The organism is Stenotrophomonas sp. AR029, from assembly GCF_047520695.2.
Taxonomy (GTDB): domain Bacteria; phylum Pseudomonadota; class Gammaproteobacteria; order Xanthomonadales; family Xanthomonadaceae; genus Stenotrophomonas; species Stenotrophomonas sepilia.
In genome coordinates this window covers 1,177,304-1,192,090 of sequence record NZ_JAXBQQ020000001.1, presented here as the reverse complement: position 1 = coordinate 1,192,090, position 14,787 = coordinate 1,177,304, and the positions used below count along the sequence as shown (strand labels likewise).

Below are 14,787 nucleotides of genomic sequence, written 5' to 3'. Positions count from 1 at the left end.
GTGCGGACCAACGGTCCGCACCCACAGGAGAAGCAGCTCCCACCCACCGGGAGGGTGTCAGGAAACCCCTGCGCCCTTGGCCTGAACGTCGGCGTGGTACGACGAGCGCACCATCGGGCCGGACGCCACGTGGCTGAAGCCCAGCTCGTAACCGTAGTCTTCCAGTGCCTTGTAGTCGTCGGGGGTCCAGTACTTCAGCACCGGGTGATGGTGCGCGGTCGGCTGCAGGTACTGTCCGATGGTGATCATGTCCACATCGTGCGCGCGCAGGTCACGCATCGTGGCCTTGATCTGTTCGAAGTCCTCGCCCAGGCCCAGCATGATGCCGCTCTTGGTTGGCACGTCCGGGTGCTGCGCCTTGAAGTTCTTCAGCAGGTTCAGCGACCACTGGTAGTCCGCACCCGGGCGCACGTTGCGGTACAGGTCCGGCACGGTCTCGATGTTGTGGTTGAACACATCCGGCGGGTTCTGCGCCAGGATCTCCAGCGCACGTTCCATGCGGCCCTTGCCGCGGAAGTCCGGGGTCAGCACTTCGATGCGGGTACCCGGTGACTTTTCGCGGATGGCGGTGATGCAGTCGACGAAGTGCTGGGCACCGCCGTCGCGCAGGTCATCGCGGTCGACGCTGGTCACCACCACGTACTTCAGGCCCATGTCGGCCACGGTCTGGCCGAGGCTGGCCGGTTCGTTGGCATCCGGCGGCTTCGGGCGGCCGTGGGCGACGTCGCAGAACGAGCAGCGCCGGGTGCAGACCTCGCCGAGGATCATGAAGGTGGCGGTGCCGTGGCCGAAGCACTCATGGATGTTCGGGCAGCTGGCTTCCTCGCAGACCGTCACCAGGCGGTTCTCGCGCAGCTTGGCCTTCAGGTTCTGCACGGCATTGCCCGAAGGAATGCGCACGCGGATCCAGGACGGCTTGCGCAGTACCGGCGCATCGGCGAACTGCACCGGCGAACGGTTGATCTTGTCACCGCCCAGCTGCTTGACCCCGGCCTGCAACGGCGCGGTGGACGGAGAATCGCCCTGCACGATCTGCAGGGGAATGGAACGGGCGGTGGTTTCAGTCATGGCAGTTCCGGGGGGCGGTCAGGCGGCCGCAGAAAGATCGGGCAGTTCGGGCGTGTGCTGCAGCAGCAGGCCAAACTGGCGGGCCAGGTGGTCCAGCAGCACTGGCTTGACGGCCTCCATCCCGGAGGGGCCGCCCAAGTCCAGCACCGAGGTCACCTGCAACCCCTGATAGCCACAGGGATTGATGCGGTGGAAGGGTTCCAGGTCCATGGCCACGTTGAAGGCCAGCCCATGGAAGGTGCAGCCGCGGCGCACACGGATGCCGAGTGCGGCAATCTTGGCACCACCGACGTAGACGCCTGGGGCGCCCTCGCGGCGTTCGGCGCCGATGTTCCACTCGGCCAGGGTATCGATGAGCGCCTGCTCGATGCGACACACGTAGTCGCGCACACCGATACCCAGCCGTGGCAGGCGCAGCAACGGATAGATCACGATCTGGCCGGGACCGTGATAGGTCACCTGGCCGCCGCGGTCCACGTGCAGCACGGGGATGTCGCCCGGCGCCAGCACATGCTCGTCCTTGCCGGCCTGGCCCAGGGTGAACACCGGATCGTGCTCGACCACCCACAGCTCGTCGGCATCGGCGTCGCTGCGCTGGTCGGTGAAGCGCTGCATGGCGCGCCACACCGGTTCATACAGCTGTCGGCCGAGGTCACGGACCAGCGCCGGACGCGGCGCACGGTCCTCCGGGGCGGCTTCGGCCGGGCAGGAGTCGGCTACAGCGTCCACTTCACTTCCGGGTGGTCACGCAGCGCCTGGTGCGCCAGGTCGTACTGTTCGCGGCTCTCGGCCTTGAACACGATGCGGACGGACACGTACTTGCCGTTGGAGGAGTGCTTCCAGCTGATGCGTTCGTTCACCACATCGATGCCGGCGGCCAGCAACAGGCGGGGAAGCTCATGCTCCAGGCCGCGGTTGGCCGGGCCCATGGCGCTGAGCTCGAACTGGCCGGGGAACTGGAAGCCGTGGTCGGGGTTGTCGGACTTGATTTCCATGGCCCCATTATCGGGCCGCAGGGCAACAAACCCAAGAGTATTCATCAACGCCAGGACCGCACCGGCGGTCTGCTGCGTTGCAGGCGGCCCAAAGGGACGGGCCTGAGGCCCAACGGCAGCTGACTGCAATCTCCTGACCATCACCAGCGCGAACATCGTACGGGCGGCCCGCGACCGCCTTCACGCCCGGCCTGCGGCGCGTACGCGGGTAACAAATTGTGCCCGCCGGACAATGTTGTTTTCGGAACAGACAAGTGATCCGGACGTGCTCGTTCCGACGCGCGGGCACGAGTACCGTAGCGTTGCAGAAAACGACTGAAAACCGCCCCCTTCCCCATGAGCATTCCATCCATGCGTAGTGTCGCAGCTCTCGGGCTCGCCGGCCTGCTGGCCTCTGCCCTCCCCCTTGCCGCCCAGGCGGCCGAACAATGTGGCCCGGACGCCATGCGCGACCACCCGCCGCAGGTCAATTTCCGCGTCGACAACGACCTGTTCGGCGGCCGCCACCAGGATCAGGGCTATACCAACGGTGCGCTGTTGACCCTGGTCTCCCCCAATCTGGTCGATTACACCGACGACCCCTGCCTGCCGCGCATGGCGCGCTGGGTGAACCGGTACCTGGAAGGGCTGCATCCGGGCAAGTTCGAACAGCAGAACATGATCTTCAGCATCGGCCAGGGGATCTTCACCCCGACCGATTTCACTCGCAGGGACCTGATCGAGGACGACCGCCCTTACGCCGGCGTGCTGATCGCGAACTTCGGTTTCAATGCGCGCAGCGGCGACCGCCTGCAGACCACCCAGCTGACACTGGGCGTGGTCGGCCCCTGGGCACAGGGCAAGCAGGTGCAGAATGCCGTGCACGACGTGCTGGGCGACGAAAAATTCAAGGGTTGGGACAACCAGCTGCACAACGAACCACTGTTCATGCTGACCCATGAGCGCATGCGCCGCTGGCCGGGCGATGCCAGCGTCAATGCCGACGGTTGGGGTTGGGACGCGATCAGCCACTACGGCGGGTCGATCGGCAACCTGGAAACCAAGGCCAATTTCGGCGGTGAAGTGCGCTTTGGCTGGAAGCTGCCGGACGACTTCGGCAGCACGCCGTTGCGCCCGGCCGGTGAGAACACGGCGCCGACCCGCAGCGGCCGCCCCGGTGGGTGGTCCTGGCACCTGTTCGCGACCTCGGACGCTGCCTGGGTGATCCGCGATATCACCCTGGATGGCAACACCTTCCGCAACAGTCACAGCGTGGACAAGCGTCATGTGGTGGCCTACGGCGGGTACGGCGTGGCGGTGATGTACGGCCGCTGGAAGTTCGCTGCCGCGCGCTACCACAGCACGCGCGAATTCAACGGCCAGCGCGAGGCGCCGGTGTTCGGCAGCTTCACCATCAGTCGTGCGCTGTAGGCCCAGCCTCGGTTCCGCCGGGTGTTGCCCGGCGGACACCTCGCGTGCCTACCAGCTGAAACCCGCGCCGGCAGAAACGCTCTGGTCACTACCACTGAAGGCGCCACCCAAGGACACCGAGACGTTCTTCTTCTCGCCCAGTATCCGCTGGTAACCCACGGCCAACGCCGAACGCCCGTTCTGCGAACCGACACCCGCACCCACGCGGTTGTCGCCGCTCAAACCGGCGGTGTTGATTGCCATGCCCGCATAGGCCGCGCTGATCGCCCCCATGCGGTCAAGCCGCGTGTCCATCGCGTTGAAGCGGCCATCGGTGTACTCACGCTCGGCCTTGAAACGATCATCCATCTGCTGCACGTTCACCGCATCGGTCGGGCGTACGCCGGCCGCGACATTGCTGACGACGCGCTCATTGCCTTGGGAGCCCACCGAGAACTCACTGTCGCGGTCAGCCGTAGATCCGGCACCGACAGCAACCGAATTGTTGCCCGTCGCACTGGCGCCTTCGCCCATGGCCACCGAGCCCGTACCCGAGGCCACACTACCCTCGCCCACGGCCACTGCGCCCACGCCGGACGCCGCGCTTCCATTGCCAAGGCCGATCGCGCCCTTGCCGGAAGCATCGCTCCCTTCGCCAATGGCCACCGATCCCTCACCGGTACCGGGGGAGACACCCGGATTGCCCGTGCCGGGATTTCCGGTCCCCGGGCCACCAATGGAACCATCCTCGATCCCACGCTCGATCGAACCCAGCCGGTCGTCCATCTGTCGCCATTGGGCTTCCCAGTTGGCATTCATCTGCCACAGCTGGCTGCCATTGACGGCTTCCATGCTGAACTGGCCAATCTGGCCGGCGGCGACCTTGTCCAGCACCGTGCCACCCGTTCCGCCGAGCGAGGCCCGGGACAGACTTGCATCGTCGTAAGTGAGCACGCTCAGCGTCTCACCACTGACGGGATCAATCGCGCCAGCCGCCCGCAGCTGCGCGATGGTCACCACGTCATCTTCGTTGACGCCGTTGGCCACGCCGCTCAGGCGCCGGTAGCCATCCCCGCCTGCGAAATCCACCACAGTACCGCCCTTGCCGGCAGCCACGCTCACCACGCCCGTACCGGAATCATGGGTGACGATGCCGGAGGAGCCGTCAGCAAGGCCCGCGACGTCATCACTCAGCGTCTTCAGCGAGCCTTCTGCGCCGGACATGCGCGTCTGCAATCCGCCAACGTCGCTCTCCAGCGAACCCACCTGGGCACCCAGCTTCGAGGCATCGTCCTTGATCGTGTCGATGTCACTCTCCACCCGCCCAACGCGCTCATTGGTCGAGAACAGCTGCGCACCGGTGATGGCATCGGCACTGCCTGCAGCGATCACACCGTCAGCCATGTTGGTGATGCGGCGGTTGTCAACGCCATTGCCCACCGATACCGTGTTGGCCGCATTGGTGGTCGCCCCGGCTCCCAAGGCGACGCTGTTACTGTGGCTGGCGGTCGCATCGTAGCCCACCGCTACGCCACCTTCGGCCGAAACAGTACTGGCATTGCCCAGGGCTACTGCCTTCATCTTGGTGGTTGGGGCCCCGAGCACGCTCGCGCCCCCGCCCATAGCCAGCGATCCTCCACCCACGACCTGCGCACCGGGTCCGATCGCAATCGAGTAGTCCGGCGAATCAGTGCCCGGCGAAAGTAAGCTGTCCGTCCTTGCTGAATTGCCGATGGCAATGTCGCGCGCGCCCCCCGCTACGGCGTCATCGCCCAGTTCAACCTTGGTGGCAAGCACACTCGACCACGTCACCCCCTGGTCACTGGTGCAGCGCTCTCGCTCCGCATCGGTTGCTTCATTGGCGCAGTCCCCCCTGTCCGCTGCTGCAGCCAGAGCTGCTGGCAGCATCAAGGCACCTGCCAACGCCAATGCCAGCGGGGTGCGGCGCGCAGTGCAACGCGTCTTTGGAGAAATCACGGATATCAGCGTGCGAATGGTCATTGGCATGTACTCCTGTGGAATGGGACGGAAAGCCGCAGTGCCCGGCAGTCCTGTTGCGTACATGCTCGACCTGACACGCCGGCAAACCCATCGGACGTGTACCAATTCCACGCGCCGGACCCGGCCCGACAGCGTCGATACAGGCAAAGAAAAAGGCCGGCATTCGCCGGCCTTTTCGTTCACCACGCCGGGGCGTGGATCATTCCGATTCCCACCACATCCAGAAGCTGTCCCACAGGCGCTTGAAGAAGCCGGCCTGCTCAACGGCGGCCACGGCCACCAGCGGCGCTTCGGCGACGACCTTGCCATCCAGGGTGACCTTCACGGTGCCGATCTTCTGGCCGGCGGTGAACGGTGCTTCCAGGGTCTTGGGCACATCGATGCTCGGCTTCAGGTCGTTGTAGCGGCCGCGCGGCACGCTCACCAGCATCGGCTGGGCCACCCCCAGCTGCACCTTGTCGGTGGTGCCCTTCCAGACCTTGTGCTCGGCCACGGCCTTGCCCGGTTCATACAGACGGTGGGTCTCGAAGAAGCGGAAGCCCCAGTTCAGCAGCGCCAGGCTGTCATCGGCACGCTGCTTTTCCGACTCCCCCCCCAATACCACGGCGATCAGGCGCTGGTCGCCACGCTGCGCCGAACTCATCAGGCAGTACCCGGCTTCGGAGGTGTGGCCGGTCTTGATGCCGTCCACGCTGCCGTCGCGCCACAACAGCAGGTTGCGGTTCGGTTGCTTGATGTTGCCGACCTGGAATTCCTTGATCTTGTTGTACGCGTAGGTTTCCGGGTAATCACGCACCATCGCGCGGCCCAGCAGCGCCAGGTCGTAGGCGGTGCTGTGGTGGCCTTCGGCGGTCAGGCCGTGGGCGTTGACGAAGTGGGAGTTCTTCATGCCGATCTTGGCGGCGTAGCTGTTCATCAGCGACGCAAAGGCTTCTTCGCTGCCGGCCACGTGCTCGGCCAGGGCGATCGCGGCATCATTGCCGGACTGGATCGCCATGCCCTTTTCCATGTCTTCCAGGCGTGCGGTCTGGTTGACCGGGAAGCCGCTGTAGCTGCCGTCGGTACCCGCGCCGCCTTCGCGCCAGGCGCGTTCGCTCATCATCACCTGGTCATCCGCACGGACCTTGCCGTTCTTGACCTCGGCGGCGATCACGTAGGACGTCATCACCTTGGTGATGCTGGCCGGGGCCAGCTGCTCGTGGATGTTCTCGCCGGCCAGCACCTGGCCGGTGGCGTAGTCCATCAGCACCCAGGCCTTGGATACGCTCGGCACCGGCGCCGGCGGGGTGGCAACGGTGACCGGGGCGGCAGCGGCGGCGGGCGCCGGCGTGGCCGGGGTCGGCAGCGGGGTCTGGGCGGAAGCCAGGCCCACCACCAGGGTGGCGGCCAGGGCGGTGGCGGCGGAACGGAAATTCATTGGACAGCAGGCTCCAGGGGACGGCCAGGAATGGAGGGTGGAACGTAGTGGCCATTGTAAGGCCGGGGCAGCATGGGCCGGCAGCACCGGCCCGGGTGGGTCAATCCTTGACGATCTGCGGCGAACCCAGGCCCAGACCGGCAATGCGGCCGACAAGTTCCGCGGCACTGGCATGGTCGCTGGCGGGAACGCGCAGGCGGAACAGGGTGCGGCCACCGGCGGCGATGTCGCTGATGGTCGCGCCGACGATGCCGGCGGCGTTGAGCTGGCCCATTGCGCGGTTGGCATTGTCGCGGCTGGAGAAGCTGGCGACCTGCACCATCACCGCGCCCACTACCTGCTGCGACAGGCTGGGGGCGGTCGGTGTGGCCGGCGTTGTACGCGCCGGCGCCGGCGTGACCGCGCGCGGCGCGGCGCTGGCGACGGCAACCGGTGCCACAGGGGCGCTGCGCGCCGGCGGTACGCTCGGCGGCAGGCTGCTGACCGCCACGTCCGGCACGGCGCTGGCCACGCCCTGGGTGGTGGCCGGCTGGCCACGCGCAGGCATGGCGTCGGCCGGCAGGCGCTTGACCAGGCGATCAATGTCGCTGTCGGCGGTGGCACGCGCAGCCGTTACCAGGCGCGTACTGGCCGCCGCGACAGCCGTTTCGGCGGCACGGCGCTCGCGGCGCGACGGCTTTTGGGCCAGCAGGTTGCTCTCGCCCGGTTGCAGCGCACGCACTTCCACGTTGCCGGTACCGCGCTGGGTGATGCCCAGCCGCACCGCGGCGGCATAACTGAGGTCGACCACGCGGCCATCATGGAACGGGCCACGGTCGTTGACGCGCACGATCACCGACTCGCCGTTGTCCAGGTTGGTGACGCGGGCGAAGCTGGGCAGCGGCAGCGTCTTGTGCGCGGCGGTGAACTGGTACATGTCGTAGACCTCGCGGTTGGAGGTCAGGCGGCCGTGGAACTTGGCGCCGTAGTACGAGGCCGTACCGCGCTCGACATAGTTGCGGGTGTCGTCGAGCACCTTGTACGACTTGCCCAGCACCACGTACGGCGACTTGTTGCCGATGGCCGAACGCTCTTCGGCGGTCACTTCCGGCTCGGGAATGCAGGCGACGTTGGGAATGTAGTCCGGGGTGCTGTCACGCACGCCTGGCTTGTACAGCCCCCCGGCGGTGTAGTTGCCGCGCGTGTTCGGGTCTTCCTTGGCCGCAGCATAGGGCGAGCCCTCCGGGCAATGCGCCGGGCGCGAGCCGCGACCCTGCACCACCGTGCCGCTGGGCTTGCCACCGTGGCCGGTCGTGGCCGGCTTCTTCGGCGCACTGCTGCAGGCAGCCAGCGCGAGGACGATCAAGCTCGGGACCAGCCATCTGATGTTCATGCCGGGGGCAGCTCCTGTCCGGCGATGGCCTGCGACAACTGGAACACGGCCATCGCGTACATCTTCGAGAGGTTGTAGCGGGTGATCGCGTAGTAATTCTGGAAGCCCAGCCAGTACTGCTTGCCGGTGCTGCCCTCAAGCGTGATCGGCGTTGCGGTGGCGCCCGGCTGCACCGCAGCGCTGGGCTGGTAGCCGCGCTGCGCCAGGTCGGCCAGCGACCAGGTCGGCATCCATTCGGTCGGGTTGAACTCCTCGCGACCCGGCGCCAGCGTGGCCGGTACGGCCACCTGGCCACCACGGACCCAGCCGCCCTTCTTCACGAAATAATTGGCGATGGACGAGAACACATCGTCGTAGCTGGTGAACAGGTCGCGACGGCCATCGCCATTACCGTCCACGGCGTAATCGAGATAGCTGGACGGCATGAACTGGCCCATGCCCATCGCACCGGCATAGCTGCCCTTGAGCGTGGTGATGTCCAGCTTTTCCTCACGGCCCAGCTCGAACAGCTTGGCCAGCTCATCGCGGAAGAACAGCTCGCGGCGCACTTCGCGTTCCAGCTTGGCCGGGTCGCCACTGCGCGGGTAGTAGAACGCCAGCGTGTACAGCGCATCGAGCACGCGGTGATTGCCGGCATTTTTCCCGTAACTGGTCTCCACGCCGATGATCGCCACGATCACTTCGGCCGGCACGCCGGTGCGCTGCTGCACGCGATCCAGTTCGGCACGATGCTGGGCCAGGAACGCGCGGCCGCCATCAATGCGTGCCTTGCTGATGAACATCGGCCGGTATTCGTTCCACGGTTTGACCCGTTCGGCCGGGCGCGACATGGCGGCGATGATCGGCTGGCGCACCTGCGCCTGATCGAGCACGCTGCTGATCTGCTCCGGCTTCAGCCCATAGCGCTTGGCCGTATCGGCAACAAAGCGGGCCCGTGCGACCTCGAACGGCACCGGAGTGAGATCGACCGGCGGCGCTGTAGCAGCGGCCGCTTCGGGAGCGGCTTCGGCCGGGCCGTGGGCCTTGGTGGCGGGCTGGCGCGGCGTACTGCTGGCCTGGGGCGAAGACGGTGGGGACTTCGGCTGGGTCGCGCAGGCGACCAGGCCGAGGGTGAGCATGCAGGCCAGAGTGCGTCGAATCATCGTCGCAGGTTAGCAGGTCATGGATGAATTAAAACCCCTAACACCATGAATCACAACGATTTGCCCGCGTTCAGCGGGAAATGTGAAGACGTCGTGATCGAGCTTCCCCATTCAGATAGAGGTGGCCGGTTGCGTCCCCATCCCCGCAGACGCAACCGGCGACCGGATCCGGTCGGTACCTGCGCGGCTGCCGCTCCCCAGTGGCAGTTCCCCGCGCTCCCTGTACCCGTTGGATCAGTACTGCTCCCGCCCGACGCCCCCTCGCGCTGCATCGATTGACGGCGCGCCGTGCCGAACGGGCCGCCATTGTGCAGGCCGATTACGACAAGTCCATTGATCAAGATCAACGCAGTGTAAAAATGTGAACCAGATAACGTTTTTCGCGGACTTTGGTCGGAGAGCGTGTTGCGTCGCATTGTTGTGAGAACGCTTCCACAACGGGCATTGCGCAGCGCCAGGAAGTCTCCGGCCAACGGCGCAGCCCCTCGTGGGTGGTGTCTGGGTGGTCGCAGAAAGCCGGATTGCTGAGAGCTGACCGGGTGGGTGGGCAGTGCGGGGACGCCGTGAACCCATCCATGGGGGCTTGGCCGCGGCATCCATGCCGCGGACACCCCGCACTGCCCACCCACCCGGCCGCTGACAGTTTTCGGGCGCGTTCACCCACGGAGAAGAAAAGAGAAGATCAAAAGCAAAAGCGGTTTGGCGGGTCGCTTCATTGCCTTGTGCGGAGCCGAGCCATGCTCGGCTCACGAGCAAGCGCAGCGCCGTGACCCGCTTTTGATTTTCTCTTGCTTCTCCGTGGGTGGCAGACCGCCAAAATCTGTCAGAGGGCGGTCGGGTTGGGTACGCGGGGGTGTCAGCCGCATGGATGCGGCTGCCAAGCCTCCAGGGACGGATTCACGGCGTCCCCCGCGTACCCAACCCGACCGGCCCACCCGCCGCTTCTGCTTTCCGCGCCCCCCCAGACACCACCCACGAGGGGGCTGCGCCGTTGGCTGGAAACGCTATCCCCCGTGCACGGGCCGATGCCCGCGTACCGCCATCACCAGCCCGATGCCGGCCAACAGCGAAACCGCCGAGGTCCCGCCATAACTGATCAGCGGCATCGGAATGCCCACCACCGGCAGCAGGCCGGAAATCATTCCGCCGTTCACCAGCACGTAGACGAAGAACGCCAGCCCCAGGCTACCGGCCAGCAATCGCGCGTGCGTGTCGCGCGCGTGCACCGCAATCCACAGGCAACGCCCCACCACGAACAGGTACAGCGCGAACAGCGTCGCCACGCCGATCCAGCCAAACTCTTCGGCCAGCACCGAGAACGCAAAGTCGGTGGTGTACTCGGGCAGGAAATCGAGCGTGGCCTGTGTGCCCTGCCCCCAGCCACGTCCTTGCCAGCCCCCGGAACCGATCGCGATGCGCGATTGCAGGATGTTCCAGCCGGTACCAAGCGGGTCGGCCGCCGGGTCGAGGAAGGTCAGCACACGATCCTTCTGGTATTGCCGCAGCAAGCCGAACCACGCCAGGGGTGCAGCCACTGCCAGCCCTGCCGCCCCGGTCGCCAACCAGCCCCAGTGCAAGCCAGCCAGCAACAACGCGAACACGCCACTGGCAGTGACCAACGTGGCGGTGCCGAGGTTGGGCTGCATGAGGATCAACACCGCCGGCACGCCGATCAGCAGCGCGGCGGTCAATACCGTGCGCGGCGAGGGCGGCAGTGGTTGCCGATGCAGGTACCACGCCATCATCAGCGGCAGGCTGAGCTTGAGCAGCTCGGACGGCTGCAGGTAGAACACGCCGAGGTTCAGCCAGCGCTGCCCGTACTTGCCGGTGCCGATGACGTACACCGCCATCAGCGGCAGCATCGACAGCGCGTAGATCGCAGGGGTCCACGCACGCAATCGCAGCAGCGAAACACGCGACAGCAGCCACATCGCCAACAGGCCACCGGCAAAGCGTGCCGCCTGCCCGGCCACCGGGCCGGACACGCTGTGCAGCACCGCCAGGCCGGCGCCCATCAGGATCAACAACGCGCCCAGCAACGGCAGATCGATCGTGCGCAGCGCCTCACGGCAGCCGCCAGGCAGTCGTTTCCATTTCACGCGGGCACGGTAGCAACGGGGGCTTGCGTGAAGCTGTCAGGGTGCTCCTGCTCTCCGTAGCCGAGCTGCGGGGTCAGATCCCTTTTTCCTGTGGAAAAAGGGATCTGACCCCGACGCCGGACTCAACCGTAGCCGCCGTGCACTGGATTGTGGCTGCGCACCGCCATCACCAGCCCGAAACCGGCCAGCAGCGACACCGCCGAAGTACCACCGTAGCTGATCAGCGGCATCGGCACGCCTACCACCGGCAGCAGGCCGGAAATCATCCCGCCATTCACCAGCACGTAGACGAAGAACGCCAGGCCGGTGGCACCCGCCAGCAGGCGCGAATAGGAATCGCGTGACTGGCTGGCGATCCACAGGCAACGCCCGATCACCACCAGGTACAGCGCCAGCACGGTGGCCACGCCGATCCAGCCGAATTCCTCGCTCAGCACCGAGAACGCGAAGTCGGTGGTCTGCTCGGGAATGAAGTTCAGGTGCGACTGCGAGCCTTCGCCCCAGCCCTTGCCATCGAAGCCGCCGGAACCGATGGCGATCTTCGACTGGATGATGTTCCAGCCGGCGCCAAGCGCGTCCATCTCCGGGTCCAGGAACATCATGATGCGGTCCTTCTGGTACGGCCGCAGCAACCAGAACCAGGCCACCGGCGCGACCGCAGCCACACCGCCCACGCCCAGCCCAACCCACCACCACGGCAGGCCCGCCAGCAGCAGCACGAACACGCCGCTGGCGGCGATCAGCACGCCAGTACCGAAGTCCGGCTGCAGCATCACCAGGCCGGTGGGTACGCCGATGATGATCAAGGCCACGAGCACGGTACTGAAGCGCGGCGGCAGCGGCATCTTGTGCAGGTACCACGCCACCATCATCGGCAGGCTCACCTTCAGCAGCTCGGCCGGCTGCAGGTAGAAGAATTTCAGGTCCAGCCACTGCCGGCCATATTTACCGGTGCCCAGCACGAACACCGCCAGCAGCGGGATCATCGAGATCGCGTAGATCATCGGCGTGGCCGAGCGGATGCGCAGGATCGGCACCCGCGAGATGCCCCACAGTGCGGCCATGCCCACCGCGAAACGCGCGCCCTGCGCCATCACCAGGCTGTCGCCACCAGCGCTCTTCAGGGTCGCCAGGCCAATCACCATCAGCGCGCCCAGGGCCAGGCACAGCACCCAGTCCAGCGTGCTGAAAAAGCGGCGCAGCATGTCGCCGGCCCAGCGCAGGAACACTCTCATCGTGCAGGCTCCGCAGGGGCCGGGCGCGGCGTGGCTGGCAGCGCGGCGGCCGGCGCACCCGGCTGCGGCGCAGGCGCCGGCTCGGGTGCGGGTGCACCAATCAGCACCGGATGCTCTCCCACCTGTGCAGCGGCGAGGTCACCGGCCTGGCGCGCGCCCGCGTCTTCGTTGTCGAACGCGGTGGCGCCGATGGCGGTGGTGCCGCGCTCGCTGTCCAGCGGCTGCATGCCTTCGGGCATCTTGCCCAACAGGTAAGCGTCGAACACCTTGCGTGCGATCGGTGCCGCGGCCGAACCACCATAGCCACCACCTTCCACTGCCACCGCAATTGCGATGACCGGGCTGTCCGCCGGCGCAAAGCCGACGAACAGTGCGCGGTGACGCAGATGCATCGGCAGGCTCTTCGGATTCACGGCGGCGGTGCCCTTGCGGCTGATGACCTGTGCGGTACCGGTCTTGCCGGCCATCACGTACGGCGCACCGACGGCCACGCGCCAGCCGCTGCCGCCGGGCCGCATGGTTGCCATCATGCCCTCGCGCACGGCCTGCACGTTGTTGGGATTGGGGCTGACCGGCTTGCTCTCGCCGGGCGGCATCGCCGTCCAGTCGCTGTCGAAGCCTTCGCGCTGCTGGATCACCAGGTGCGGGGTGCGCAGCTGGCCGTCGGCCAGGCCGCTGACGCCGCGCGCCAGCTGCAGCGGGGTGACCTTCCAGTCACCCTGGCCGATGCTGATGTTGACCGTATCGCCGGGATACCAGGCTTCCTTGCGGCTCTTCCGCTTGTAGGCGGGCGACGGCAGGATGCCGCCGATCTCGCCGGTGAGGTCGATGCCGGTCGGCTGGCCGAAGCCGTAGTACTCCATGTAATGGTCGAAGCGCTCGATGCCCAGGTCCAGCGCCAGCTTGTAGTAATAGGTGTTGACCGACTCGGCGATGGACTTGCGCAGATCAGTCCAGCCGTGGCCGCCACGGTGGGCGTCACCCCAGCCGCGCGAGGTGCCCGGCAGGTAGAACATGCCGGTGGAGAGCACCTTGTCTTCCGGGCGGCGCACGCCGGAGTCCAGTCCCGCCAGGCCGATCAGCGGCTTCAGCGTGGAACCGGGAGCGACGCCACCGAGCACCAGGCGGTTGAACTGTGGCCGCGACGGGTTTTCGTTCAAGGCCTTGAAGTCGGCATGGGAAATGCCGTTGACGAACAGGTTGGGGTCGTAGGACGGCAGGCTGACCATCGCCAGCACTTCGCCAGTGCGCGGATCCATCGCCACCGCCGAACCCTCCTGGTCGCCGAACGCGGCCACCATCGCGCGCTGCAGGTCGGCGTCGATCGACAGCCGCAGGTCGGCACCGGACTGCGCGGCGACGCGGCCGATGGTGCGGATCGCGCGACCCTGCACGTTGGTCTCGACCTGCTCGTAGCCGACCTTGCCGCGCAGCTGCTGCTCGTAATAGCGTTCCAGGCCGGACTTGCCGATGTGGGTCAGCGCGGCATTGCCTTCGCCGAGGATCTCCAGATCCTTGTCATCAACGCGGCCGACGTAGCCGATGATGTGCGCGAACAGATCGCCATAGGGATAGCGCCGGGTCAGGTAGGGTTCCAGCTCGACCCCAGGGAAACGCCAGCGGTCGACGGCAAAGCGCGCCATCTCCTCGTCGCTCATGCGCAGCTTCAGCGTGACCGGCAGGAACTTGCGGCGCGCCTTGCGCGACCTGTTGAATGCTTCCAGCTCTTCCGGGCTGATGCTGATGATCTTCGCCAGCCCTTCCAGGGTGGCATCCATGTCCTTGACCTTGTCCGGAGTGACGTCCAGGCGGAAGGCCGGCACGTTTTCGGCCAGCAGGCGACCGTTGCGGTCGTAGATCATGCCGCGCCCTGGCACCACCGGCCGCGGCTTGATGCGGTTGGCTTCCGAGCGCGTGGCGTACACGTCGTGGTCCAGCACCTGCAGCTTGAAGTACCAGCCGCCCAGGCCCAGCAGGCAGACCAGCACGCCCAGGAAACCCAGCGCCGCACGGCGGCGGAACTGTTCGGCTTCGGCGTGCGGGTTCTTGACCTGGCGGCGCGGGATCAT

At 66.6% G+C, this 14,787-nt stretch carries 11 protein-coding genes; 1 reads left to right on the top strand and 10 read right to left on the bottom strand.

Translation table 11 applies throughout. The features are described 5' to 3' along the window. Positions 1 to 57: 57 nt before the first annotated feature. Genes lipA through ACM0PB_RS05610 form a run of 3 tightly spaced genes read right to left on the bottom strand, consistent with a single transcriptional unit; the run spans position 58 to position 2,063 of the window. Positions 58 to 1,068 carry a lipoyl synthase gene (lipA, locus tag ACM0PB_RS05620; RefSeq protein ID WP_005419370.1) on the bottom strand — a complete coding sequence of 337 codons (1,011 nt, stop codon included), beginning with the start codon at positions 1,066 to 1,068 and terminating at the stop codon, positions 58 to 60. 18 nt (positions 1,069 to 1,086) lie between these two features. Then, complete coding sequence (gene lipB, locus ACM0PB_RS05615) at positions 1,087 to 1,797, bottom strand: lipoyl(octanoyl) transferase LipB (protein ID WP_134955846.1); 711 nt, start codon at positions 1,795 to 1,797, stop codon at positions 1,087 to 1,089. Next, the gene (locus ACM0PB_RS05610) at positions 1,785 to 2,063 is read right to left on the bottom strand and encodes a YbeD family protein (protein ID WP_005411067.1); all 279 of its coding nucleotides are present in this window, start codon (positions 2,061 to 2,063) and stop codon (positions 1,785 to 1,787) included. Before ACM0PB_RS05610 ends, lipB begins: the two co-directional genes overlap by 13 nt. Before the next feature lie 351 nt (positions 2,064 to 2,414). Between ACM0PB_RS05610 and ACM0PB_RS05605 the strand changes: the two genes are divergently transcribed. After that, complete coding sequence (locus ACM0PB_RS05605) at positions 2,415 to 3,473, top strand: lipid A deacylase LpxR family protein (RefSeq protein ID WP_080375075.1); 1,059 nt, start codon at positions 2,415 to 2,417, stop codon at positions 3,471 to 3,473. A gap of 48 nt (positions 3,474 to 3,521) precedes the next feature. On the opposite strand, the gene ACM0PB_RS05600 is transcribed toward ACM0PB_RS05605, so the two are convergent. From ACM0PB_RS05600 to mrdA, 7 genes are all read right to left on the bottom strand, one after another. Next, complete coding sequence (locus ACM0PB_RS05600; protein WP_196769392.1) at positions 3,522 to 5,639, bottom strand: YadA family autotransporter adhesin; 2,118 nt, start codon at positions 5,637 to 5,639, stop codon at positions 3,522 to 3,524. 13 nt (positions 5,640 to 5,652) lie between these two features. Beyond that, a complete protein-coding gene (locus ACM0PB_RS05595; RefSeq protein WP_065186230.1) occupies positions 5,653 to 6,870 on the bottom strand; it encodes a D-alanyl-D-alanine carboxypeptidase family protein in 1,218 nt (405 codons plus the stop codon). A gap of 100 nt (positions 6,871 to 6,970) precedes the next feature. Then, positions 6,971 to 8,242, bottom strand: a complete 1,272-nt coding sequence (locus ACM0PB_RS05590) for a septal ring lytic transglycosylase RlpA family protein (RefSeq protein ID WP_414603816.1) — start codon at positions 8,240 to 8,242, stop codon at positions 6,971 to 6,973. Then, on the bottom strand, positions 8,239 to 9,384 hold the full coding sequence (mltB, locus tag ACM0PB_RS05585; protein WP_005419390.1) for a lytic murein transglycosylase B: 1,146 nt from the start codon (positions 9,382 to 9,384) through the stop codon (positions 8,239 to 8,241). Before mltB ends, ACM0PB_RS05590 begins: the two co-directional genes overlap by 4 nt. A gap of 1,004 nt (positions 9,385 to 10,388) precedes the next feature. Beyond that, entirely contained in the window at positions 10,389 to 11,483 is a 1,095-nt protein-coding gene (rodA, locus tag ACM0PB_RS05580) for a rod shape-determining protein RodA (protein WP_065178035.1), read from the bottom strand. 122 nt (positions 11,484 to 11,605) lie between these two features. After that, positions 11,606 to 12,718, bottom strand: a complete 1,113-nt coding sequence (gene rodA, locus ACM0PB_RS05575; protein ID WP_139727682.1) for a rod shape-determining protein RodA — start codon at positions 12,716 to 12,718, stop codon at positions 11,606 to 11,608. Then, positions 12,715 to 14,787, bottom strand: coding sequence for a penicillin-binding protein 2 (gene mrdA / locus ACM0PB_RS05570; protein WP_065196487.1), 2,073 nt, complete (start codon positions 14,785 to 14,787; stop codon positions 12,715 to 12,717). The genes rodA (ACM0PB_RS05575) and mrdA overlap by 4 nt, the downstream gene beginning before the upstream one ends.

What these genes read in the sequence shown, in the direction of transcription:
- ACM0PB_RS05590 (WP_414603816.1), bottom strand. Translation starts at nt 8,242, where the DNA reads ATGAACATCAGATGGCTGGTCCCGAGCTTGATCGTCCTCGCGCTGGCT.
- rodA (WP_139727682.1), bottom strand. Translation starts at nt 12,718, where the DNA reads ATGAGAGTGTTCCTGCGCTGGGCCGGCGACATGCTGCGCCGCTTTTTC.
- ACM0PB_RS05595 (WP_065186230.1), bottom strand. Translation starts at nt 6,870, where the DNA reads ATGAATTTCCGTTCCGCCGCCACCGCCCTGGCCGCCACCCTGGTGGTG.
- mltB (WP_005419390.1), bottom strand. Translation starts at nt 9,384, where the DNA reads ATGATTCGACGCACTCTGGCCTGCATGCTCACCCTCGGCCTGGTCGCC.
- lipA (WP_005419370.1), bottom strand. Translation starts at nt 1,068, where the DNA reads ATGACTGAAACCACCGCCCGTTCCATTCCCCTGCAGATCGTGCAGGGC.
- mrdA (WP_065196487.1), bottom strand. Translation starts at nt 14,787, where the DNA reads ATGATCCCGCGCCGCCAGGTCAAGAACCCGCACGCCGAAGCCGAACAG.
- ACM0PB_RS05610 (WP_005411067.1), bottom strand. Translation starts at nt 2,063, where the DNA reads ATGGAAATCAAGTCCGACAACCCCGACCACGGCTTCCAGTTCCCCGGC.
- ACM0PB_RS05605 (WP_080375075.1), top strand. Translation starts at nt 2,415, where the DNA reads ATGCGTAGTGTCGCAGCTCTCGGGCTCGCCGGCCTGCTGGCCTCTGCC.